Genomic DNA, 23,757 nt, shown 5'->3' with positions numbered 1-23,757 from the left:
GGGCTCGTTATCGCGGTCGCAGAACGATCAGCGCCCAGTATATGGCACTGGGCCGAATATGAGGAAACGATGTAATGGTAAAACCTAATACGCCCGTTATTATTGGCGTCGGCGAGTACAGCGAAAGGCTGAATGACAGCAACTACCAGGCGATGAGCCACGTTCAATTGGCGGTAGCCGCTGGCAAACAGGCACTGAATGACGCCCTGTCTGCAGACGCCCTGACTCCCCATATCGATACCATAGCCGCTGTCCGCACATTTGAAGACACATCGGTTGCGCTTAGCGGGCCCTTCGGCAAATCGAACAACTTCCCGGGTTCCATCGCCAGGCACCTCAACATTTCCCCAAAACGCTGCGTGCTGGAGGTCGCTGGAGGACAAAGCCCCCAGCACCTGGTGAACGAGTTTTGCGAGGAAATTGCAGCAGGTAATGCCAGCATGGTGTTGTTGGCCGGTGCAGAAGCGATTTCAACCGTACGCCACCTCGTTACCCAGCAGCAAAATGCCGATTGGTCCGAGACCCTTGACGAAGCGTTTGAAGATCGCGGCGCGGGCATCGGCAATATCAACACTCGCTACCAAATGGCCCACGGCTTAACGGCTGCCCCGCCCAGTTACGCCCTTGCGGAAAACGCCCGGCGTGCTCGACTGGGCCTATCGCGCAACGATTATATTGACCATATGGCCCAGCTCTTCGCCCGCTTCACCCCGGTTGCCGCCGACAATCCTCACAGCATGGCAAAGGAAATTTACTCCGCCGAGCAACTCGCCACTATTAACGAGGATAACCGCATGATCGCGGATCCTTATCCCCGCCGTATGGTGGCACGAGATCAAGTCAACCAGGGCGCCGCCGTGCTACTGACATCCTTTGGCAAAGCTCGGGAGCTGGGTATTGACGAGCACAAAATGGTGTTTCTGCACGGCTACACCGACCTGTCAGAAAAAAGCCTCATTGAGCGTCCTGACCTGGGTGCCTCTCCGGCAGCACAACTTGCCAGCCGCAAGGCCCTCGAATACGCAGGCATTTCAGCTGATGAACTTTCCTGTATCGATCTCTACAGCTGCTTTCCAATTGCCGTACTGAACGTATGTGACGGCTTGGGACTTAAGATAGACGACCCTCGCGGCCTCACGGTAACCGGCGGCCTCCCCTATTTTGGTGGTGCGGGCAATAATTATAGTATGCATGCCATCTGCTCCACCGCGCAGCGGCTGCGTCATCAACCCGGCAGTTTCGGCTTTGTCGGTGCAAACGGCGGCACACTGTCCAAATATTCGGTAGGGATATATTCAACAACGCCAACCGAGTTCAAGGTGTGTGACAGCGCGGAATTGCAATCCCAACTCAATCAGCAGCCCGGCGCACGTGTATCCGTGAACGCAAAGGGAGTGGGAGTTATTGATAGCTTCACTGTCATTTACAAGAAAGGCGCGCCCAGCCAGGCGGTGATTATCGGCTCTCTTAAAGAGAGCAGCGAACGTTTTTTCGCCACCCCCGAGATTGACGACACAGAAACCCTGCAAAGACTCCTCTCCGAGCGGGAACCCGTTGGCATGACCATTTATGTTGAGCCTACGCCCAGGGGTAATCGCTTTGCGTTTGATAAAGCCTCGCTGACCCAACGCTTTCCCAAGCACGCCCCGGCGCTGCGAGAGAGCTACGAGTTTTGCCAGGTGAAGCGGGAGGGACATCTGCTGCAGGTCACGATTAATCGGCCCGAGTCGCGCAACTGCTTGCATCCGCCGGCGCACCTGGAGTTGGAAAGTATTTTCGACGCCTATTACGCCGATTCAAGCCTCTGGGTTTGCATCCTCACTGGCGCCGGTAGCGAGGCCTTCTGTGCGGGCAATGACCTTAAGTACAGTGCATCGGGTAAACCCGTATATATGCCACTATCGGGCTTTGCCGGCCTCACCTCCCGCAAGACCCGAAACAAACCGGTTATTGCAGCCGTAAACGGCCACGCCATGGGCGGTGGGTTAGAGATATGCCTTGCCTGCGATATTGTTGTCGCCGACGAGACCGCAAGGTTTGCTTTAAGTGAAGTCAAAGTGGGTGTCATTGCCGCCATGGGAGGTCTGGTGCGATTACCGCGGCAACTCCCTGAAAAAATTGCCTCTGACATGGTGCTCACCGGTCGCAGTATTGACGTCGACACAGCTCTGCACTACGGACTGGTCAGTCGCAAAGCCTCAGCCGGTCAGGCTCTGGCTACGGCACGACAAGTCGCCGAAGAAATACTGCAAGCCTCGCCCACCTCGGTAAGACTGTCACTGGAATACATGAACGAAGCGAAGGATTTTGCATCAGAAAGCGAAGCCATTGCCCACGACTATCCACAACTTGACGAGTTGATAAATAGCCACGACATGCTTGAGGGAATCATGGCGTTTTCCCAGAAGCCCAAACCAAATTGGAAAAATCACTAAGCAAACCGCAGATACTACCGAGTAACAGCGGGAACAGGAGCTAGCTCCAGCTCCCGCTTTCCCGCGCTTTTAACGCCACCGCCATTCCGGCGGCCGCTTTTCCAAAAAGGCGTCCCTGGCTTCCCGGGAGTCTTCATAGTTCATTAACCGCGCGGTGTAATCCTGCTCGGTGCGATACGCCTCTTTCAGCGGCAATCCCTCCACACGATTCATTGACTCCTTGGCCAGACGCATTGCAATAGGGCTTTTCTCCGCCAACCGCGCGGCCAGCTGTCGAGCCTCATCGATAAGATGCTCGCTCCGTACGACCTTGCGCACTGCGCCAAGGCGGTACATCTCTGCCGCCGAGACTTTTTCCCCAAGGAAAAACATTTCCCTCGCCTTGTGCCGACCGACGAGCAACGAAAGGTGAGCACTTGCGCCCAACAAACCGACATTGATTTCCAAGGTTCCGAAACTCGCATTTTCCGCCGCCAGCAACATATCGCAACAGGCAGCGAACGCGACCCCTGCGCCAATAGCCGGGCCGTTGATTGCTCCTATTACGGGTACAGAGCAGTCAGTGATTGCCCACATGGCATCGCGAGCGACCTTGCCGGGATCGGTTATGTACTCGGGCTCCTGGTTTGCCGCGCTGCCAATCTCCTCCAGATCTGCGCCCCCCATGAACGCACGGGTTCCCGCCGCGGTAAAGATAATAGCGCGGACATCTTTCTCTCGCCCAAGACGGGTGAAGACGTCGCGAATTTCCAGCAGCGTCGCATTATCCACTGCGTTCACCGGTGGTCGATCCAAGGTTACCGTAGCTACAAATTGCTCTATCTCGACATTCAAACTTGCCATCTTTCCTCCACTGGCTACCGGCGGCGGCACCCTGAGTTATTTGCCTTCTTGAGTAAGTCCTGTGTCCTGCACTTTGACTTCGACCACAAATATATATCATACTTAGTTATCTTTGTATGCTTAAAGAGATTTTCGCGTCCTGACGCCTTGCTACAACGGAGACAATAAAGTGGCAATTCCGAACGACCTTCGGCAGCAAATAACTCTCCCGGTGATTGCTGCCCCGATGTTTTTGGTGAGTGGGCCCGAGCTCGCCATCGCGGCGTGCCGAGCTGGCATAATTGGGTCGCTACCGGCACTGAATGCGCGAAACCCTGAGCTGTTTGAACAATGGTTGGAGCAGGTCTATTCAGCAATCGGCAACACGCCGGATGCCGGCCCCCTAGCGGTGAACTGCTCGACCAAAAAATTTGGCGGAAAGCGCTGGGAAGCCGATATGGCGCTGATCGAACGCTACCAGGTGCCTATCGTTATTACCGCGATAGGCGACCCTACGGAAGTCGTAGAGCGTGTACACGGCTACGGTGGTCGTGTATTTCATGACGCCACCACGCTCGCCCACGCCCGAAAAGCCGCCCAGGTAGGCGTCGATGGGATCAATGTCATTTGCGGCGGCGCGGGAGGCCACGCGGGATTACTCAATCCTTTCGCCTTTCTCCCGCAGATTCGCGAATTTTTCGACGGAATACTGTGCCTGGCGGGGTCTATCTCAAACGGCGCATCAATCAGAGCTGCTCAGGTACTGGGGGCAGATTTGTGCTACATGGGCACACGGTTTATTGCGACCCAGGAGTCCATGGCATCGCCAGAATACAAGCAGATGCTGGTTGATGAGGACAGTAGCAACGTACTGTATACCGACTCAGTCGCCGGGATGCCCGGCAATTTCCTGAAAGCTTCGATGGCTTCTGTGGGCATTGACCCCAATAACCCGCCTCCACCCAAAGCACCACATATTCCGAATTTGCCCGAGGGCGTCAAACCCTGGAAGCACATTTGGAGTGCTGGCCAGGGCATCGGCTTGATCAAGGATGTCCCCTCTACAGCACTGCTCGTGCAACGGTTGCAACAGGAATACCACAGCACTTTCACCAATCCCGTCCACGAATACGGTAACCGGCTATGACAGACGATATTCTGCTAAAGGACCTTAGCGATAACATACTCACCCTGACCTTGAACCGGCCAAAGCATCGCAACGCGCTCAACCCAAACCTGATGCGTGCACTTCTGGATGCCTTGAACGACGCCACAGAAGACGCTCGAGTGCGCTGCGTCATATTGCAGGGAGTGGGCAAGGACTTTTGCGCTGGCGGCGACATTGCAGCCGCCAAAGACGCCAACAACACAACCGAGCTTAGCGCCGAGGAAAAAGCCGCTGCCGAACTTCGCGCCGCAAAACGAGGCCCAGTTTCAGCAGAACTGATGACTCGCTGGCTACGTCGTAACGCCGAAGTAGCTCGCATTATTCACACCATGCCCAAACCCGTTATCAGCGTATTGAAGGGGAACGTGGTTGGCGCGGGTATTGGGCTGGCGCTGGCATGTGATTTTCGGGTAGTCGCCGACACCGCCAAATTGACCAGTGGATTCGTAAAGGTCGGCTATTCCGGCGACTTCGGCATATCCTACTTTCTCACCAAGAACCTTGGACCGGCGAAAGCAAAGGAAGTCCTCATGCTAAACAGACCCATTTATGGTGAGACCCTCAACACTCTCGGACTTGCCACGCAGTACACTTCAGCCGACGAGGCCTCTTCCTGCGCGCGGGAATTGGCGATCGAACTAGCGAACTCCGCACCCATTTCACTTGCCTATATGAAGCAAAACGTTCGTATCGCGATGGAAAAAGAGCTCGACATCTCGCTGGATATGGAAAGCATCAATCAAAACCGATCCGGCTCAACCAACGATAGCAAAGAGGCGATAAAAGCGTTTTTCGAGAAGCGACAGCCTGTTTTTCAGGGAACATAGCTCCCCAAATAAACTCTATTTGAGCCTAATCCCCGACAGCCCAGAGCGTAAAGAGTTTTCCACGGCGCCAAATAATAAAACAGGGCACATTGATAGATTCCTTGCTGGAGGGTGCGCCCGCCAGCGGCGGCAACAATCATCGCCCCTCCCCCTGCTTCTCGGTGTGGAGGGTGCTATCGCCGACGGCGCTTTGAATCGAATCAGCGCGAACCGGCGCCAAGCCAACATCTCAGCGATGGCCTGAATACTCTAGTTCGAATCTCCGATCAACCCACCTCTTTACCCGGGAACGCCAATTCTGCATGGATTGCGCGCATGTCTAAGCTCCCCTTGGCAAAGGGCTTACCCAGAATGTGAATATAAATTCACCTCTCCACGTCAAACCGAATGCGCCCCGCTCCCCTTGCTTGTTGACTTAGGTATTATTGTAATACAATATTATGCTGAGATGACTGGAGGCAAATAATGAAAATCGAATCACATGTACTGAACGACTTACATGCCCTTAGGTATGCAGAAGATGACCAAGAGTCCCGATATGCCCTGGTGATCTCACACGGCTTGGGCGGCCACGGTGGAATATACAATACCTTCTGTGAACACCATGCAGCCAAAGGCGTTGAAATCTGGAGTTTCGACGCCCCTGGCCACGGACGCTCTACCACAAGCCGTCCGCGCGGCCAGTTCAGCATGGAAGAGTGGGCACAGGGTACTCGCGACTTCGCCGCCCACGTCAAGGCAAAAACCGGCCTGCCCGTTTTTGCGCTGGGGTCCAGCCTCGGAGTTTCTGCAGCGATCTCTGCCATCGATAGCCCAGACCTATCCGGCGTTATCTGCATGGGCTCGCTTGCGGTTCCCGGCAGCCCCACAATCAAGGCAATGACCGAAGCCTGGCGCAGTGAGCCTGTTCAGCAGTTACTGGCACAATTTGGCCGAGCCTTACGCATTGACCTACCGTTGTTTTTCGATTTTGACGAGGACTACGGCTACAAGGGCGCCGCCGAAGCCAAAAGACAGGACCCGCTGAATACATGGTCTTACGACGCCGCTTCCTGGGCGTCAATCATGAACTACGTTCCCCCCGTACCACTGAGCGAAAACACCAAGCCAGTATTGTATACGGCGGGCTCGAAAGACCCGAATATTCCGGACGGTGGACTAGAGCTTATAGTTTCCGAAATTGGCGGGCCGGTGACGCTTAAAATATTTGAAGACGCTACCCACCAGCTTATGCTTTTTAATACAGAAGAGTATTCCAGCTGCATACATGACTTCTGCATCGAAAACTCCTAGCACACACGAAGCCAGTAGCGGGCAATAGTGCCCGCTTTTTCCAAAGCAGTCGCCAAGGCGTCACCTTGTCGACTGGCTCGGGATTCTATCCGCGGCATAACCTTGCGCGCCCTCCTCTCACACAGTCAATTTTCCAGCCTGTAATTGACATGGCGTTATTTAATGAGATCCAGTGATGCAATTCATGCAGGTTTCACTGTCAAACATGATTCTTGAAGCTTCAAAGCCACGCCATCGTCTTGTGCCGGGACGGCAGATCATAATTTCTACACCCTGAGTTATTGTATTACAATAATACCTGTCCTATATTATGGTTATCAGGAATAACTATAGAGCTAATAAGGACTATGAAACCAATAAGCAATAAATATACTAAGCTAGCACTATCCTCGACGCTGACTTTGGCAAGCAGCGTGGCATTCAGCGCCCCCGCGCTGGAAGAGGTAATAGTTACCGCCCAGAAACGTAGCGAGAGCATTCAGGATGTCCCTGTTTCGATCAATGCTGTTTCTGCAGAAACAATGGCGAAAAATGGCATCTCAAACCTCGAGGAGATGTCCACCCTGGTGCCAAACCTGAATATAAGTGACTCACCCGATGCCAACATAATTATGATGCGTGGTCTGGGCTCTGGCGCAGGAAATGTCTCATTTGAACAAAGCGTGGGTCTATATGTCGACGGAATTTATGCGGGGCGTTCACCGCAGTTCCAAATTCCATTTTTAGATGTGCAGCGTGTTGAAGTGCTGCGCGGGCCTCAAGGTGTAATTTTTGGCAAGAACTCTATCGCAGGTGCTATCAGTATTCACAGCGCCAGACCCAGCGAAGAGTTTGAAGGCATTATCCAAAGCAGCTATGAAGCGAACTATGGAAGCACGACACTCACCGGCATTCTATCGGGTCCAGCTCTCGAGTCAGCCGGCCTTGGCGCGCGCCTTGTTGTCAGCGACACAAAAGATAAGTCCTTTGTAGAAAACCATTACAATGGAGAGGGGCCAGGTGAGCCCGACTACGCTTCTTCGGCTCAAGCTATACGTCTGCTTGTGGATTGGGCGGCAACTGAAAATACTCTACTGTGGGCAAAATTTGAGCACAGCACTGTCGATGAAGAAGGCGTCAAGTTTCAGTTGATTCACCGTGATCCAAACACCACACAAACTGACCCAATATTATTGCCGTTTACTAATAACATAATCGCCGCACAAGAAGCTGCAGGTGAAGACTATAAATTCGACACCAAAAATTTTGCAGACGGCCAAGGGAACGACAGCTTTTTGAATCAGGAGGCCAGCAGCTTTACCCTCAATGCAGCACACATGATGGGTGAGTTTGAAATCACCTACATTGGCGGATATTCTGAGTATGACCGGATGATCGCCGTAGACGGCGACTTTAGCGGCTCGAATCTACTGGTCACAAACAATAACGAAGATTTTGAACAAGTTTCACATGAATTACGCTTTACCTCCCCATTAGGCGGCCGCATAGACTATATGGGCGGACTTTATTACTTGAAGCGGGATTTAGTGCTCCCGAACACCAATGTAGACATTGATCTGCAGACCCAACTTCCGGGCGGCGCGGGTATCGCCTTCACCATGGTACGAGACTATTTTGAATTTTCCGAAGGCTACTCAGGATTCTTCCAGGCAACCTGGAATATCACTGACACCTTCAGCGCCACGCTCGGGGCTCGTAGATCTTTTGAAGAAAAGTCGGCATCTGCCGTGCAAACCCTTAACGATTACCGTTCGGAAGAGCCACTCACCAACCCCATTACCTTATTAGTCGCTAACGCCTCAGGTACCAACAATTACAACTATGGCGAACAAATTCGAAAAGAAGCGAATACCGACGGCACTTTCAACCTGCAGTGGGTTGTAAACGACGACGTGAACCTGTATTTCACCCATGCGCGAGCAACTAAGGGTGGCGGATTCAATGCCTCTGACTCGTCGGGCAATATTGATGGATTTGAATACGACGAAGAGCGCGCCAGGAACTACGAGCTCGGTGCCAAAATGGAACTGTTCGACCGCCGTCTACGACTTAACACCGCGGTATTTTATACAGATTTCGACGATTTACAGGTGTCGACCTTTACCGGAGACGACTTTATCGTAGGAAATGCCGGCAGTTCCGTGAGTAAAGGTGCTGAGCTGGAACTCACATTCCTCGCTACCGAAGAAATATTACTGGGTGTCAACGCCGCCGTTCTACGAGCCCGGTATCGCGAATTCCGAGGCCAGTGCCCAACTGTTCAGAGTGAGCAATCCGCGGAATGTCAAGCCAGTGAAGACGGACTTCAAGACTACCGAGGAAGGCCTTTGCTGGCGGCACCGGATACCAGCGCGAGCGCCTTTATCGACTACACAAAGGCCTTTGACAGCTTAATATTCAATGTTCGCCTTGATGCCAAATTCAGCGACGAGTATTACTTCGCACCAGCCCAGGAGTCCACTACCCTTCAAGAGGCATACTGGAAATACAATGCAAACATAGGCCTGGCCAATATTGACAATACCTGGAGTGTCAGTCTGGCGGCGTTAAACCTGACAGACGAGCGGACGATCAACTTTGGTGGACCGCAGTTTTTAGTGCCCGGCTCATTCTTTGGAAATCTGGAAGATCCAAGAATGTATGCTATGAATTTCCGCTACGCCTTCTAGCGTTAGTGAAGTAACTCAATATTGCCACCGTTTCATCGATGAAACGGTGGCAATATGTCACCATTTCAGCTGCAATTGCCTTTTTTCCTCGCCTTTTACCTTTCCCTTGCCTTTTCTGCTACTTCAGTGATGACAGACATCCCATATAAGAAAAGCCTCTAACCACCACTCGAACTCACCAAACAAGTTATAAGCAACGGTGCAGCAGGTGTTGACCTATGATCATGCACTAGTGCATTATTGGGCAACCTGAACCCTCATAAGCAGAAGCATTTGGCTTGGAGTGGCGAAATTGGTTGCTTAATGAGCATCCGAGCAATGCCTCCAAGCACTGTAACCAAGAATAATTTTGTGAAGCTCCAGCTTAACCCGGCTGTTTTCAAACAGTCCGTTATTTCCAGATTTGACCTGCTGCGCGACAGAATCATCAGAAAGACGATAAGCAGAGCACTGAAATAGCAAATAATTACCGAATATTTTTACAAACTCGTAATCTCTTTAACCGCAAAGGTACGATAAAAATGAGACCCACACCGATAAATAAAATCATTTCGACTTGTCTCGCAATAATGTCCTTTAGCTCGACAAATGTAATGAGCGCACCACAACTAGAAGAGGTTATTGTTACGGCCCAAAAACGTAGCGAAAGCATCCAGGACGTACCGGTGTCGATCAACGCCGTTTCTGCTGAAGCAATGGAAAAAAACGGCATCTCGACTCTTGAGGAAATGGCGACTATCGTGCCAAACCTGAATATCAGCGAATCACCCGGTTCCAACATTATCTCGATGCGTGGCCTGGGCTCCGGCGCGGGCAATTATGCGTTTGAACAAAGTGTGGGGCTTTACGTCGACGGTATATACGCTGGCCGCGGGCCGCAGTTCCAAATTCCATTTTTAGATGTGCAGCGTGTTGAGGTGCTGCGCGGACCTCAAGGCGTAATTTTTGGTAAGAATTCCATCGCAGGTGCTATCAGTATTCACAGCGCCAGACCCAGCGAGGAGTTTGAAGGCAGCGTTCAAAGCAGCTATGAGGCCAATTATGGTAGCACTACACTCTCCGGCACTCTGTCAGGCCCGGTACTCGAATCAGCCGGTCTTGGCGCTCGCCTGGTTGTCAAAAAAGCAGAAAATAAAGCGTTTTTAGAAAATGACTATCGGGGGGAGGGCCCAGGTGAATCCGATTATTCTTCTTCAGCTCAGGCTACGCGCCTGATCATTGATTGGGCTCCGTCTGACTATACTGAGCTATGGGCAAAGTTTGAGCAGAGCAAAGTCGATAGAAAAGGAGGCAGGAACCAGCTTATCCACCGTGACCGAGACACAACACAAACAAATGCAGCGTTGATTCCCTTTACTAATGCTGTTATCTCAGCACAGGAAGCCGCAGGCGAAGACTACGTTTTCGACACTACAAATTTCACTGACGGCCAAGCGAAGGACAGCTTTTTGAATCAGGAGGCCAGCAGCTTTACGCTCAACGTCGCGCAGCAGATAGGTGAGTTTGAGGCCACCTACATTGGTGGATATTCCGAGTATGACAGGATGATCGCCGTAGACGGCGACTTAAGCGGCTCAACTTTGCTGGTCTCAAACAATAACGAAGACTTTGAGCAAGTATCACACGAACTGCGCTTTACATCCCCTGTTGGCGGCCGCATAGACTATATGGGCGGGCTTTATTACTTGAAGCGAGATTTAGTGCTACCGAACACCAATCTGGACATTGACCTTCAGCTCCCGGAATTCGCCTTTACCATCGTACGAGACTATTTTGAAGCTACCGAAGGTTACTCGGGCTTCTTTCAGGCAACCTGGAATATCACTGACAACTTCAGCGCCACCCTGGGGGCACGTCGCTCGTTTGAAGAAAAGTCGGCGTCTGCCGTGCAAACCATTAACAACTACCGCTCGGAAACGCCAGAGGACAACCCTCTTACTTTATTAGTCGTCAACGCAACAGGCGTTAACGCATACGATTACCCGACGCAAACGCGAAAAGAGGCAAACACCGACGGCACGTTCAATCTGCAATGGATTGTAAACGACGATATAAACCTGTATTTCACCCATGCGCGGGCAACCAAGGGCGGTGGTTTCAATGCTTCTGAAGCATCGGGTGATATTAATGCGTTTGCATTCGACGAAGAGCGCGCCAGGAACTATGAACTGGGTGCCAAAATGGAATTGTTCGACCGGCGCCTACGACTAAACTCCGCTATCTTCTATACAAATTTTACCGACTTACAGGTGTCAATCTTTTCCGGAGACGCCTTTATCGTAGGCAATGCCGGTAGCTCCGTGAGTAAAGGTGCTGAGCTGGAACTCACATTCCTCGCTACCGAAGAAATATTACTGGGTGTCAACGCCGCCGTCCTACGAGCCCGTTATCGCGAATACCAGGGCCAGTGCCCCACCGTTCAGAGTGAACAGTCCGCAGAATGCCAGGCCAGTGACGACGGACTTGAAGACTACAGTGGAAGGCCTTTGCAGTCAGCCCCGGATACCAGCGCTAGCGCGTTTATCGATTATACGAAGGCATTTGGTAGCCTAGTGTTCAATGCTCGCCTTGATGCCAAATACAGCGACGAGTATTACTTTGCACCAGCTCAGGAGAGCGCCACGCTTCAGGACGACTATTGGAAATTCAATGCAAACATCGGCCTGAGCAATATTGACAACACATGGGGTGTCAGCCTGTCGGCGTTGAACCTGACAGACGAGCGGACGATCAACTTTGGTGGCCCGCAGTTTATAGTCCCCGGCTCATTCTTCGGTAATCTGGAAGATCCGAGAATGTATGTTATGAATTTCCGCTACGCCTTCTAGTATCAATTCGCTTGTCAATACAGCTACTGCCTCACTTTCGAGGCAGTAGCTGATTGCACATCCAGGCATAATCTTGCTGTAAAATAAAAAAAACGTGAAACTCGCTACCTCCAAATTGGTCGTGACCGCATGATGCACTTAAAGTAAAATGTAGTCCGCAAAGATCTATGACCCACAACTTCCATGACCAAAAACATAATAGGAATTGAACGGTGATAATTAGCTGGAAAAAATCCGTACTAACTGTTTCTATAGCGTCGCTAATGGGTTTCGCTGTATTTCAATTTGTTGTCAAGCCCAATGCCAGCAAGGATGCGCTGCCAGAGGTTCCTTTCCCCAGCAGCCCTGTCTCTCAAGTGGCGGACAAGCCCAATATCGTCGTCGTTGTGGCGGATGATCTAGGCTACACCGACTTAGGCAGCTACGGTAGCGAAATCGAAACGCCCAACCTCGACAATCTCGCAAAAAACGGCGTCCAATTTTCGCAATTTCATGTTGGTGCAGCATGCTCACCAAGCCGCGCAATGCTAATGACAGGCGTGGATAACCACCTCGTTGGCCTTGGTGTCTTCAATGAGAACACTATTGCATCCAATCAGAAAGGCATCGAAGGATACGAGGGAAAGCTTAACAAAAGCGCCGCGTCATTGAGCGAGGTCTTTCTCGACTCGGGATACCATACCTATATTGCAGGGAAATGGCATTTAGGCTACGGCGCAGAAAATAGCCCACCTGTATTTGGTTTTCAGCGATCCTTTGTACAACTGGAAGGCGGAGCCGGTCATTTCAACGAACTGCCAGTTATTCCGTTGCAGCGCAAAGCGCGCTACCGTGAAGATGGACGGAACGCAAGCTTGCCGAAGAACTTCTACTCCAGCGATTTTTACACTGACAAGCTTATTAGTTATATCGACCAAGATGCGCCATCCGGGCGGCCATTTTTCGCAGTTCTCGCCTACACAGCACCGCACTGGCCCCTGCAAGCCAAGCAAGAAACGATTCAAAAGTATGAAGAAAGGTACCGACTGGGCTACGAGCTACTAGCCAGGCAAAGAATGCAATCGCTCGTCGAAAAAGGTCTCCTGGACAGTCCCAAAGAGCCCCATCCATATGTAAACGATGATCTGAAGCGATGGGACAGCCTTACTGCAGAAGAACAAAAATACGAAGCACGGCGCATGGCAGTTTACGCTGCGATGATCGATGACATGGACAACGCCTTCGGCCGTTTCGTGTCGCATTTAAAAGACGTAGGGAAATACGAGAACACACTCTTTGTCTTTCTATCCGACAATGGCGCCGAAGGGCATGAAATGGATTATTTGGTGCCACTAATTGAACTGAGCACGATGTTCGGAATAGACTGCTGCGACAATAGTTACGAGAACCTCGGCAAGGCAAACTCCTTCATCGATTTAGGGCCTCATTGGGCTCGCGCGTCGATAGGACCACATAGAATTTACAAGGGTTTCCCTACACAAGGCGGAATAATCGCACCTGCTTTTATTAGCGGTAAAGGTGTTCAGAAAAACCGGCAATTCCACCAATTTGCCAGCGTCAAGGACATCTTCCCAACGCTGCTCGACTACGCTGAAATAGATAGGCATGGGTCATATTATAACGGGCGAAAAGTACACCCGATAGAAGGTAAATCCATGCTGGAAATGCTATCCGGCAATAGCGATACCGTCCACAGCGGTAAAGCCATGATGGGCTGGGAGCTTTTTGGAAAGCACAGTGTACGATTCGGAGATTGGAAGTTATTGCGGATGCCCCCACCCTACGGAGAAAACCAATGGGAGCTGTACGACCTCTCGAACGATCCTTCTGAAAGCAACAACCTGGCAGCCACCCAGCCGGAAATGCTCGAAAAAATGATTGGGAAATGGGAGGAATACCAAAAAGCTGCGAACATTGTACTACCCGGAAAAACGTGGTGGACATATTGATATAACCCCGATTAAACCGGTAAAGCTTCAGTAGCGGCTTGCGTAGAAGTGCCGATCAGCCTTGAAGGAATCGATTACGCCATTCCTTCACTGGAAAATAGAAATACATTGAGATCAATGGGGTTAATCATCCAGACCTTAATCGCATATTCGATAGACAGCACAATCTCGATAAATTTGGGCACGATATTTTGAAAATGTGCATAGTATTATGAAAGTATCGAAACGGGCGGGAGTTCTGCTGGCGCTTTTTTTTGCTCTGGTATCTTTTTATCTATTTAAATCTGTCGCAGTTCCGTCAACGCCTGAAGGAATGGTATTTATCCCGGGGCAAGTCTTTACTATGGGCCTCGATCATCCGATGACTCCGGATGCCATGCCACTTCATAAAGTGCGAGTAAATTCTTTCTATATCGATGCAACCGAAGTAACCAACGCCGCATTTCAGGAATTTGTAAGCGCCACAGGGTATATCACCACGGCGGAGCGACCGCTGGATCCGAAGGATTACCCAGGGGTTGATCCCTCATTACTGGTACCCGGTTCTTTAGTATTCACCGCCCCCAAAATACCGGTTAATAAGCGCGATTACACTCAATGGTGGCGCTTTATCCCCAACGCGAACTGGCGTCACCCGGAAGGCCCTGGCTCCACAATCTCGGAACGGATGAACCACCCCGTTGTGCACGTCACATGGGAGGATGCATCGGCCTATGCAAGCTGGGCAAACAAACGACTTCCCACTGAAGCCGAATGGGAATTAGCGGCACGAGGTGGGCTATCGCAGGCAGAGTTCTCATGGGGTAATCAACAACACGGCAGAGGAAATTTTTTAGCCAATATATTTCAGGGCATTTTCCCCCACAAAAATACAAGTGAGGACGGATTTTTCGCCACCTCACCAGTAGCCACTTTCAGTGCGAACGGCATGGGCCTATATGATGTTGCAGGAAACGTGTGGGAGTGGGTTCAAGACTGGTATGACCCCACCTATTACAAGCAGCTGGAAAACGGGGTTGCGGACAATCCAAAGGGCCCCTCCCCCAACAGCAAGCTAGCGCCTTTTCGAGTACAAAAAGGAGGCTCCTTTTTGTGTACCGACGATTACTGCGCTCGATATCGTCCAGGGGCAAGGGGAAAAGGGGATCCCAATACCAGTAGCAACCATGTTGGCTTTCGTCTCGTAAAGGATATTAACTAAGGAAGGCTAGCACGAGCTTTGAGGCCAACCAGGCGTGAGTACCACCCCAATTTAACTTCTGTGCAGGTGCTTCGAATATCGCTACCGGACGCGCACCGTATCAAAATTTTTGCTCGGACATCTAGACGTCAGGTTTGCGTCTATTAGGCGAGATCAGCCTACAACGCAAACGAGCCTGTTATTTCTGCTGCTCACCTATAGTGCCCTAGCTTAACAAAAGCCCTGCAGTATTACCTTGAATGCGCGGCCGAACCATCGCTCCGCAGCCGCATACAATATATGGACGGGCCATATTACTTAAAGCGGAATTTTCTGGCACTCAAAAATCGCGCCAGAGCCCTACCTTCAATCACCACCCTACCCTAGCTCTTATCTATCAACGTGAGTGCACGAGCGATTAGCCTAAGCGCGGACTCATGCAGTCTTTCAGCGACATCTTTTGGCGCTTTTCCTGCGCAGTACCTGGCATAAGTACCTTCGAGGATTATCGCGAGCTTGAAGCATGCCAGTACGCCGTACCAGTTAATATTGCTCAGGTCTCGATGTGAATGCTTACCGTAATGTTCGATCAGCTCTTCAATCGTCGGTCGCGACTCCCAACCTGCAACCTCAAGCATCAACGTTTCGGTGCCATCCACCTCTGGCCAGGTTGCGATAATCCAGCCAAGATCAATAAGTGGGTCGCCAATTGTGGCAAGCTCCCAGTCGATCAATGCAGCAACTTCACCGCTGTCGAGCCTGAACATAACATTGCCCACGTGCGCGTCGCCATGGAGTACACCAGGCTCAAAGGAAGCTGGGCAGTTTTCGTCCAGCCAACCAGCGATGGCATCGATACTTTCGGCATTACCCAAACCTGGCCACTCTGTATATTTTTTGTAGCGCTCCAGCTGTTCCAGCCAACGCGGCGCTTGCCTTGTCAGGAAGCCGTCAATCTTGCCAAAGTTTTCCAAGCCAACAGCTTTGTAGTCAATGGCGCCAAGCGCTGCCAGCGCTTCCATGTGTGAGAAGGCCATTCGACGCTGCAGGTCTTCACTGGACTGGTGCAAATCTGGTAAACCATTTAACACATTGAAACCAACTATTGGCTCCATCAAGTAAAAATTAGCGCCCAGCACATCGGTATCGTCACAGGCCGCGATAAAACCCGGGTGGGGCACATTGGAGCCAGAAAGAGCCGAGAGCACGGTAGCTTCTCTTTGCATGGTCTTGTTGGAGTTTTGCCGAGTGTGAATGGGGGGACGACGAAGTACGTAGGATCTGCCGGAGCGATCGAACTGCATTAGTATGTTCTGCGTGCCACCAGTCAACAGGTGGGAATTAGTAATTTCTCCACTACCCAGTTCCTGGGAATCCATCCAATTCTTCAAAGCATTAAGGTCAACTACATCGGTCATGGCGGTCAATATTACTCCAGGTTTGTTGCCTGATACTCAGAAGGCGCAAGCACCTCTGGCGGCCGTCTTATTTTGTAATACAATATAACATACACACATGTAAATACAGCAATTCTTTGTCTTATTGCGGTGCGAAATAAGTACCATTTTTGCCAGAGATCAACACACTCACCATTAGCGCAATTAATTAGTATGCAGGCTTTTCAAAGACGAGCGAGGGCAGCCAGCTCGATTAAAGCACAGGAACACCGACGCAAATTATCTCGTCCGTAAAAGCGGCATTACGGTATAAGCCAAGGCTTGCCCGAAGGTAGTTCTGATGGCTTGATAACAGCAAGCAGGGAATGGGTTACGAGTTGAGTATATACACAATTTAACAGGGCATTCCGCTTGTCGATTTTTCCGCCCTGCTTACCAAGGATTCACTTAATTTTTGAACCCCGTTGCAATCGCAATTAGATTTTCCGAGCCAAGCGTATTTTTATATTAATAACTTTAATTTAAATCACACTGTGAAAGTGGCATGGGGATAAGTCCATGGATGCTGCTTGGCGACGCAATTCATTTTCCGTTATTACAACACTACGATATCGACAGTCGACAGGAAACACATGGCTCTGGCCATACTTCTGGAGCATTGCCGATTGGCCTTTAACCTGATCCCAGACTGAGCAAGCCCGCAGAAAAAATCACACCAGTGACCAGAAATATCATTACGGTATATCCCATGATTTGTCGCAATTTTAAACCCGCTATCGCCAACAAGGGAATCGTCCAGAACGGCTGGATCATATTGGTCCATTGATCACCGTAGGCAACAGCAAGCACTACCACTGAGTGGTCGACCTGAAGCAGATTTGCGGCTTCAACAAAAATGGGACCCTGTACTGCCCACTGCCCCCCTCCGGAAGGAATGAACAGGTTAATTAATCCTGCGGAAAAGAATGCTGCCATACCAAGTGTTTCTGCGCTTGCAACCGACGCGAAAAAATCGGATATCACCCCAGCTAAACCTGTTCCTGTCATCAAGCCGAGGATACCTGCGTAGAACGGATACATCAGGATAATCGGACCGACGGCACCACCAGCGCCTTCAATGAGCTGGACATAATGTCGCGGTGATCGAGCGAGTAGAAGTCCTGCTGCAACAAAGGACCAGTTGACGATATCCAGCGTGAGATAAAACCCCTTTTGATGAAAGCTATATGCAATATAGGCGAGCAAGGCAAGTCCAATAGACGCAGATAGCGGTCTAAGATTTTCCAATTTTTGTGCGGGGGTTTGGCATACGTCCTGGCTAGTCACTTCATTATTGGAAGGTTCATCAAGCAATGCGCGATCGACTTCAATAATATCTTTCTCGTCTGGTCGCATCAGCGGGCATAAAATAGCGACGGCTGCGAGTGCTATGCCGGCAAGTACAGCGTTATTCAGCGTAAATATAGTTTCTGTAATCGGGATAATACCCATTTCGGCTTGCAGCGAGTGACCCTCGGTAGCCACAAAAAGCGGGGCAGAAGCTGAGTAACCCATATGCCAGATAACGAATCCGCCGTAGGCGGAAGCGACCAACAAGGGGTAATGGACGCGTATGCCCCGTTTGCTGCACTCAATAGCGACATGACGCGCAATTGCGGCGCCAACAACCAAGCCCAAAGACCACGCAATCAAGGATGCCGTACCTGCGGTAAGTGCAACGAGAGAATAGGCTGCTGAAGCGTTGCGCGGTATGCCACCAATCTTTTTAAGTAAGCGTTGAACCTGGTCGGTGTGCGCGAGCGCATGAGCGCTCAACAGTGTAATGCTTAATTGCGCAGTGAAGGACAGAAGGCTGGGTAGGCCATCACCCCAGGCCTGAAGAGCACCGGCAGGTGTGGTGTCTGTCGCCAGTAGCGCACACACTAGCGTCAGCAACGTCATCACAACTGCAAAAACAAATGGCTCTGGGTAATAGCGCTCAGCCAATGTGGTAAAAGGGCTGAGTAGCCATTTTGGGAGTTTCATATTTGCTATCTACGCCTCAAATAAATGGACTCAGGTTTCCCAGGCCATTTCCAAAATTTGCATGATCTGACTCTCGTCAGAAATAGGACGGGGGTTATTGCGGACAAAGTAGCCAGGTAGCGCGGCTTTAGCGATTTGCGCGAACTGTTCTTTTTTCACCCCTGCACTTTTAAGGCTGTCGGGAAGTCCGAGCCTACGAATTAATGCAAGTACTGCATCGGCTGCACTACTTCCAGGCGCTCCCAACGCTTCCGCTATCCATCCGTCTCGCTCGCCTGAAACCTCGGCATTATAGCGCAGCACCGTAGGGAGCATGGCGCAGGAACAGATGCCATGTTGAACACCAGCGACGGCGCCTACCTGGTGACCGATGCCATGACTTGCGCCGTAGGGTGCCCGCATAAGTCCCATCGTAGCTGACCAAACCGCAAACTGGCTCTCCTGAATGGACTCCAGCGATAGACTATTTTGGTTTCCGGAGTTAAGTGAACGGCCGAAAAGCCGTAAGGCATGGAGTGCGGGCCCATCCGTAAAGGGTGTCGCCCCGACTGATAATACGGTTTCGACCGCGTGATCGACAGCCCGCATCGCCGTAGATAACCACAATTCATTTGGCGTCAAGCGGCACAATTCCGGGTCATAAATAACGCTGGCGGAACACATTTGGGGGTGGGCGTAGATATCTTTAATATTTCTGCGCGTATCCACCGCGCCACCTATGGTGCCGAATTCAGCACCGGAAAGGGTCGTTGGAATAGCGATTTGACGCAAAATGGAATCAGGCTGGAAGGGCGCCACCTGCTCGCCACTCTCTCCTACCGTGACTCGCAACGTGGAAATCTCTTCCGTAGATTTCGCCTGTGCGGCGAACGCGAGTGCAGCAACCTTGACGGTGTCAATAACACTACCGCCGCCGATGGAAACAACGAGATCGGGCTTCTCTCTGTCGAAGCACTTACTTAGCTCAAGTATATTTTCAAGGGGGGCATGCGGTTCTATATCGTCGTATATATCGAGTAAACGACTGCCCAGATGAGACCTGAGCGTTTCAGTTGCACCCAGCTTTCTGTTAATTGAACGCGATGACACAACCAAAACGCGGCTCGCATTCCGACGGGCGACCTCTTCTGCCGCAGCGCAGCCCGCTTCTTTTCCAAAAATAACACGCTGCTGGTCAAGGAATGAATACTCACCGCGTTTAAGCATAACTTACTCCGTTTAACTCATTATTTTAATTTTTAGGGTTTGCTATCCGTTGCGAAGTATCCGCTTGGCAATTGCCCAGCGATGCACTTCAGATGGACCATCGTATATTCGGAATGAGCGCGCTTCGCGGAACACCCATTCGACTACCGTATCTTTTGTTACGCCGCTCCCTCCGAGCACCTGCACGCAGCGGTCGGCGATACGAAATACCGCTTCTGACACCAGGGTTTTCGTCATACTGGATTCATGGCGCCCTTTCTCACCTTTATCAAGTGCTGCTGCTGTCCACCAAATCATTAGCTGGCTTTGTTGCAACTCCATCTCATTGTCCGCAAGCATAAAGCCAATGCCTTCGTGCTCGCCAATGGGTTTGCCAAACGCGTGGCGACGACGAGCATAGTCACATGCGATGTCATGTGCCCGACGCGCTGCGCCAAGCCAGCGCATGCAATGTGTCAGCCGAGCCGGTGCCAAGCGTACTTGAACATAGCGAAAACCTTCTCCCACCTCACCCAGAACATTCTCAGCCGGTATCCGCAGGTTATTGAAGGTGATTTCAGAGTGGCCTCCGGTGAAACTGTTGTCCAGAGATTCCAGATCACGACTTATGGTTATACCTGGCTGATCCATATCGGAAATCAGCATTGTCGGACCACCCGGCTTGTCGCCCTCGGCTTGAACATCACAGAATATAATTGTGAATGACGAGCCTCGTGCTCCCGTTATCAACCACTTGACGCCATTGACAATAAAGTCGTCACCATCATAGGTCGCCTTGGTGTACATCCCCGACGGATCTGCGCCTGCGCCTCCGGGCTCAGTCATACAAAAATTGGAGCGTATATCGCCGGCCGCGAAGGGCTTTAGCCATCGCTCTTTCTGTGCCGTTGTACCTACCTTGCTGAGCAGGTTCATATTGCCTTCATCCGGCGCAGCACAGTGCAGCGCAATTGGCCCCAACGGTGAGTACCCTGCCGCTTCGAATGCGATAGCCATATCTACGTGATTCAGCCCCATACCACCGAGCTCTTTCGAGACGTGAGGAGCAAACAAGCCCGCTTCCTTTGCCAGTGCGTTAAGCTCAATGCGCAACTCATCGGTTGGGCCGTGAGACGTTATTCTGGAATCTTTCTCGTAAGGAATGATTTTTTCAGTAATGAACTGCTTTACGCGTTGCTGCAGTTCAAGTTGTTCATTGGTTAAGTCAAAATTTATCATTGGGCTATTCCCGTGGTGCTACATTAAAGTGATACCGCCATCGACCAGCAGCATTTGCCCTGTAACATAAGAGGACATTGGCGAGGCCAGGAAAAGTGCTGCATTCCCCATCTCTTCGGCTTCGCCCCAGCGCTTAAGCGGGATTCTGGCTGACGATGCCTTATAGACCTCTTTATCTTCCCAGCTTCGCTGGGTAAGTTTTGTTTTGACAAAGCCAGGAGCAATGCCGTTAACGCGTATGCCCTTGCGCGCCCATGCCTGAGCGAGCGATTTTGTCAGGGTTAATAGCGCTCCTTTGCTGGCGCTGTAGGCTGGTTGGCCTGGCGTCGCGATAAAGCTTGAAGTAGAACCGACCAGTACGATTGTACCTTCTCGCTGCTCATTCCCCTCGAGCAGTCCCCGAAAGCATGTGCACAGGTGCATAACGCCATTCAAGTTGACGTCTATCACTTTTCGAAATGTCTCTATCTCATACTCGGCCCCGCCGTAAGCCACGATACCAACGCTTGAAACAAGTATGTCCAGTGACTCGAAGCTATCAGCAAAAGCTTTCACTGCGTTCGTGTCCGCCACATCGAGTGAATGAAAGATAAGTCCATTCAAATCACTTTCGTTGTAGTCAGAGCTACTCGCGCGAGTGCCAGTAATATGGACGACAGCTCCGGCTTGCTTGAGCTTTTGAGCAATACCCAAACCAATGCCACTGGAACCCCCGGCCACCAGGGCGGTTTTACCGTCGAGATTTATACTTACCGTCATTTCACCCATCCAACTTTCAACTCTAGTTCTTCGAACGCAGTATATTTCTGCGAATTTTTCCGGTCACAGTCTTCGGCAGTTGGTCTGTAAATGCGATGCGGCGCGGGTACTTGTACGGGGCGGTGGTGCTCTTCACGTGACCCTGCAATTCTGCAATTAAGGCTTCACTTTCTGTAAAGCCATCCTGGAGTACAACCCATGCCTTAACCAGCTCACCTCGTTCGCTGTCTGGAATACCTACCACAGCACACTCTCTGACCGCACGATGGCTGCTGAGCGCGTTCTCTACTTCCTGGGGGCCGATTCGGTAGCCGGAGGAGTTAATGATGTCGTCGGCACGCCCCGTGAAAAATACGTAGCCTTCGCTGTCGATTTCTACATTATCCCCGGTGACAAACCATTCCTTACCATCATGTTTCAGCCGTGTAGACGACGTGCGTTCCGGGTCCCGCCAGTAGCCGAGCATTACCTGTGGGTTTGGCAAGCCCACCAGCAATTCCCCGGAAGCATTTCGTTGCTCAACACTACCTTCAGCCGTTCTTACAGCGACTTCGATACCCGGAAGCGGCAAGCCCATAGAGCCGGCCTTGACAGGGTTCCTCGGTCGATTGGTGACGGTCATCAGCGTCTCGGTCTGGCCATAGCCATCGAGAACATCAGTCCCGGTGAGCTCTTTCCAGCGCGTCAGAATTTCAGGGTTTACTGACTCACCGGCTGAAACGGTGTGGCGGAGATTTGACAGGTCATACCCAGCCACATCCTCCAGTATCAGTTGGCGTAGCTCGGTAGCCGCTGCGCAGAAGCAGGTAATCTTATGGCGAGACAGAATGTCGAAACGCTTCGCAGGGTCAAACGGGCCATCATAAAAAAGGACGGCGCTGCCTCGACTCCAGGGGCCGAATAGTATGCTGGTGCCAGCTTTTGACCACCCGGTGTCGGCGGTGCACCAAATTCGGTCATCAGGGCCAAGATCCAACCAGTGTTTAGCGGAATGTTCCCATGCCCACAATGCGCGAGATGCGTGGGTTACGCCTTTGGGTGAACCCGTCGAGCCGGATGTATAGTAGATGATTGCAGGATCGTCTGCGTGTACCGTCGGGGACCGAAATTCAATGGACTGGCGCTCTGATTCGCTTATGCTCGTCCAGCCAGAGGGAGGTTCACCCACGCATATGCGGGCCTTAAGTCCGGTAATGGTGTCAAACTTCACGCACTCACTTGCGATGGTGACTACACCGCTGGCTTCGGCATGCTGAGCCCTGTAAGCGAGATCCTTTTCCGTCAGCATCGTTATACACGGGATGGGAATCGCACCCATTCGCAGAATTGCGGTCATTGCGATCTGCCATTGAGGAATACGCGGCATCATCACGATCACGCGATCCCCTTTGCCGATGCCCTGCTCTGCCAGCAAGTTTGCCATTTGGCAGGACTGTATAGATACTTGCCTGTAAGTGAGAACCTGCTGATCGCCGCGTTCGTTCTCGGCGATCAGAGCTACCTTGGCGGGGTTTGATGCCCAATGATCTACTATGTCGGTGGCGAAGTTGAAGGTTTTTGGCGGCTCTGAGCCAGAGCTGTTGCCCGCATCGAATACAGGCCGCAAATTATTGTCACTCATCATTATATTCTAGGTGTCATTATTAATACTTACAATGTAATATTGTAATACACATAATACAAGCCCAAGATTAGGTTCGCAATTTGCACACAGCAGGCTATTACAGCAAAGCCACGCTTAACCAAGCGTTCGAGATAGCTGCCGCACAACCCTTGAGCAGCGCTCTAAAAAAGTGAGCCTAGCATGCAGTTAAGGGCCTGATTACGCGAAGCCGGGAAGCCCTGATGCCGCCATCTTGGGAACATTAACCCCAACATGCCTTGCCGATAGCCACAGATCGTCATTGCTGGCCGCGACCTGCCCCCGGTAGCCGTACCAGCCTCGACTTAGTATAGTTCGCACACAAAAAAACGCAGGGGC

General features: G+C 51.4%; 15 protein-coding genes. 8 read left to right on the top strand and 7 right to left on the bottom strand.

Annotated elements, in window-relative coordinates:
• Nucleotides 1–74: 74 nt before the first annotated feature.
• Nucleotides 75–2,435, top strand: coding sequence for an enoyl-CoA hydratase-related protein (locus HCU74_RS00895; RefSeq protein ID WP_168448512.1), 2,361 nt, complete (start codon nt 75–77; stop codon nt 2,433–2,435).
• A 69-nt stretch (nt 2,436–2,504) separates the two neighbouring features.
• Here HCU74_RS00895 and HCU74_RS00890 read toward each other — a convergent pair whose 3' ends face one another.
• Nucleotides 2,505–3,278: an enoyl-CoA hydratase-related protein gene (locus tag HCU74_RS00890; RefSeq protein ID WP_168448511.1), complete on the bottom strand. Its 774-nt coding sequence runs from the start codon at nt 3,276–3,278 to the stop codon at nt 2,505–2,507.
• Nucleotides 3,279–3,447: 169 nt separating this feature from the next.
• On the opposite strand from HCU74_RS00890, the gene HCU74_RS00885 reads away from it, so the two are divergent.
• The 7 genes from HCU74_RS00885 (at nt 3,448) to HCU74_RS00855 (ending at nt 15,192) form a co-directional block, all read left to right on the top strand.
• The gene (locus HCU74_RS00885; RefSeq protein ID WP_168448510.1) at nt 3,448–4,404 is read left to right on the top strand and encodes a nitronate monooxygenase; all 957 of its coding nucleotides are present in this window, start codon (nt 3,448–3,450) and stop codon (nt 4,402–4,404) included.
• A complete protein-coding gene (locus tag HCU74_RS00880; RefSeq protein WP_168448509.1) occupies nt 4,401–5,252 on the top strand; it encodes an enoyl-CoA hydratase-related protein in 852 nt (283 codons plus the stop codon). The genes HCU74_RS00885 and HCU74_RS00880 overlap by 4 nt, the downstream gene beginning before the upstream one ends.
• Before the next feature lie 465 nt (nt 5,253–5,717).
• A complete protein-coding gene (locus HCU74_RS00875) occupies nt 5,718–6,545 on the top strand; it encodes an alpha/beta hydrolase (RefSeq protein ID WP_168448508.1) in 828 nt (275 codons plus the stop codon).
• Nucleotides 6,546–6,892: 347 nt separating this feature from the next.
• Nucleotides 6,893–9,214, top strand: a complete 2,322-nt coding sequence (locus HCU74_RS00870) for a TonB-dependent receptor (RefSeq protein WP_168448507.1) — start codon at nt 6,893–6,895, stop codon at nt 9,212–9,214.
• 593 nt (nt 9,215–9,807) lie between these two features.
• A complete protein-coding gene (locus HCU74_RS00865; RefSeq protein WP_168448506.1) occupies nt 9,808–12,042 on the top strand; it encodes a TonB-dependent receptor in 2,235 nt (744 codons plus the stop codon).
• Between the two features lie 263 nt (nt 12,043–12,305).
• Nucleotides 12,306–13,991: an arylsulfatase gene (locus HCU74_RS00860; RefSeq protein ID WP_168448505.1), complete on the top strand. Its 1,686-nt coding sequence runs from the start codon at nt 12,306–12,308 to the stop codon at nt 13,989–13,991.
• Nucleotides 13,992–14,202: 211 nt separating this feature from the next.
• Nucleotides 14,203–15,192: a formylglycine-generating enzyme family protein gene (locus tag HCU74_RS00855; protein WP_168448504.1), complete on the top strand. Its 990-nt coding sequence runs from the start codon at nt 14,203–14,205 to the stop codon at nt 15,190–15,192.
• Between the two features lie 362 nt (nt 15,193–15,554).
• On the opposite strand, the gene HCU74_RS00850 is transcribed toward HCU74_RS00855, so the two are convergent.
• The 6 genes from HCU74_RS00850 to HCU74_RS00825 all read right to left on the bottom strand — a co-directional run bounded on the left by HCU74_RS00850 (nt 15,555) and on the right by HCU74_RS00825 (nt 23,400).
• Complete coding sequence (locus HCU74_RS00850) at nt 15,555–16,589, bottom strand: phosphotransferase family protein (protein WP_168449128.1); 1,035 nt, start codon at nt 16,587–16,589, stop codon at nt 15,555–15,557.
• A gap of 651 nt (nt 16,590–17,240) precedes the next feature.
• Nucleotides 17,241–18,593 (bottom strand): short-chain fatty acid transporter, encoded by a 1,353-nt coding sequence (locus HCU74_RS00845; protein WP_168448503.1) that lies wholly within the window; start codon nt 18,591–18,593, stop codon nt 17,241–17,243.
• 30 nt (nt 18,594–18,623) lie between these two features.
• Nucleotides 18,624–19,799: an iron-containing alcohol dehydrogenase gene (locus HCU74_RS00840; protein ID WP_168448502.1), complete on the bottom strand. Its 1,176-nt coding sequence runs from the start codon at nt 19,797–19,799 to the stop codon at nt 18,624–18,626.
• 42 nt (nt 19,800–19,841) lie between these two features.
• Entirely contained in the window at nt 19,842–21,017 is a 1,176-nt protein-coding gene (locus HCU74_RS00835) for an acyl-CoA dehydrogenase family protein (protein ID WP_210425060.1), read from the bottom strand.
• Between the two features lie 18 nt (nt 21,018–21,035).
• Entirely contained in the window at nt 21,036–21,776 is a 741-nt protein-coding gene (locus HCU74_RS00830) for an SDR family NAD(P)-dependent oxidoreductase (RefSeq protein ID WP_168448501.1), read from the bottom strand.
• Nucleotides 21,777–21,798: 22 nt separating this feature from the next.
• Nucleotides 21,799–23,400: an acetate--CoA ligase gene (locus HCU74_RS00825; protein ID WP_210425059.1), complete on the bottom strand. Its 1,602-nt coding sequence runs from the start codon at nt 23,398–23,400 to the stop codon at nt 21,799–21,801.
• Between the last annotated feature and the right edge of the window lie 357 nt (nt 23,401–23,757).

The sequence above is a fragment of the Spongiibacter thalassae genome, assembly GCF_012272835.1.
Lineage (GTDB): Bacteria > Pseudomonadota > Gammaproteobacteria > Pseudomonadales > Spongiibacteraceae > Spongiibacter > Spongiibacter thalassae.
Note: the sequence above shows the minus strand (reverse complement) of the source record. Positions and strands in the feature narration are given on the sequence as shown.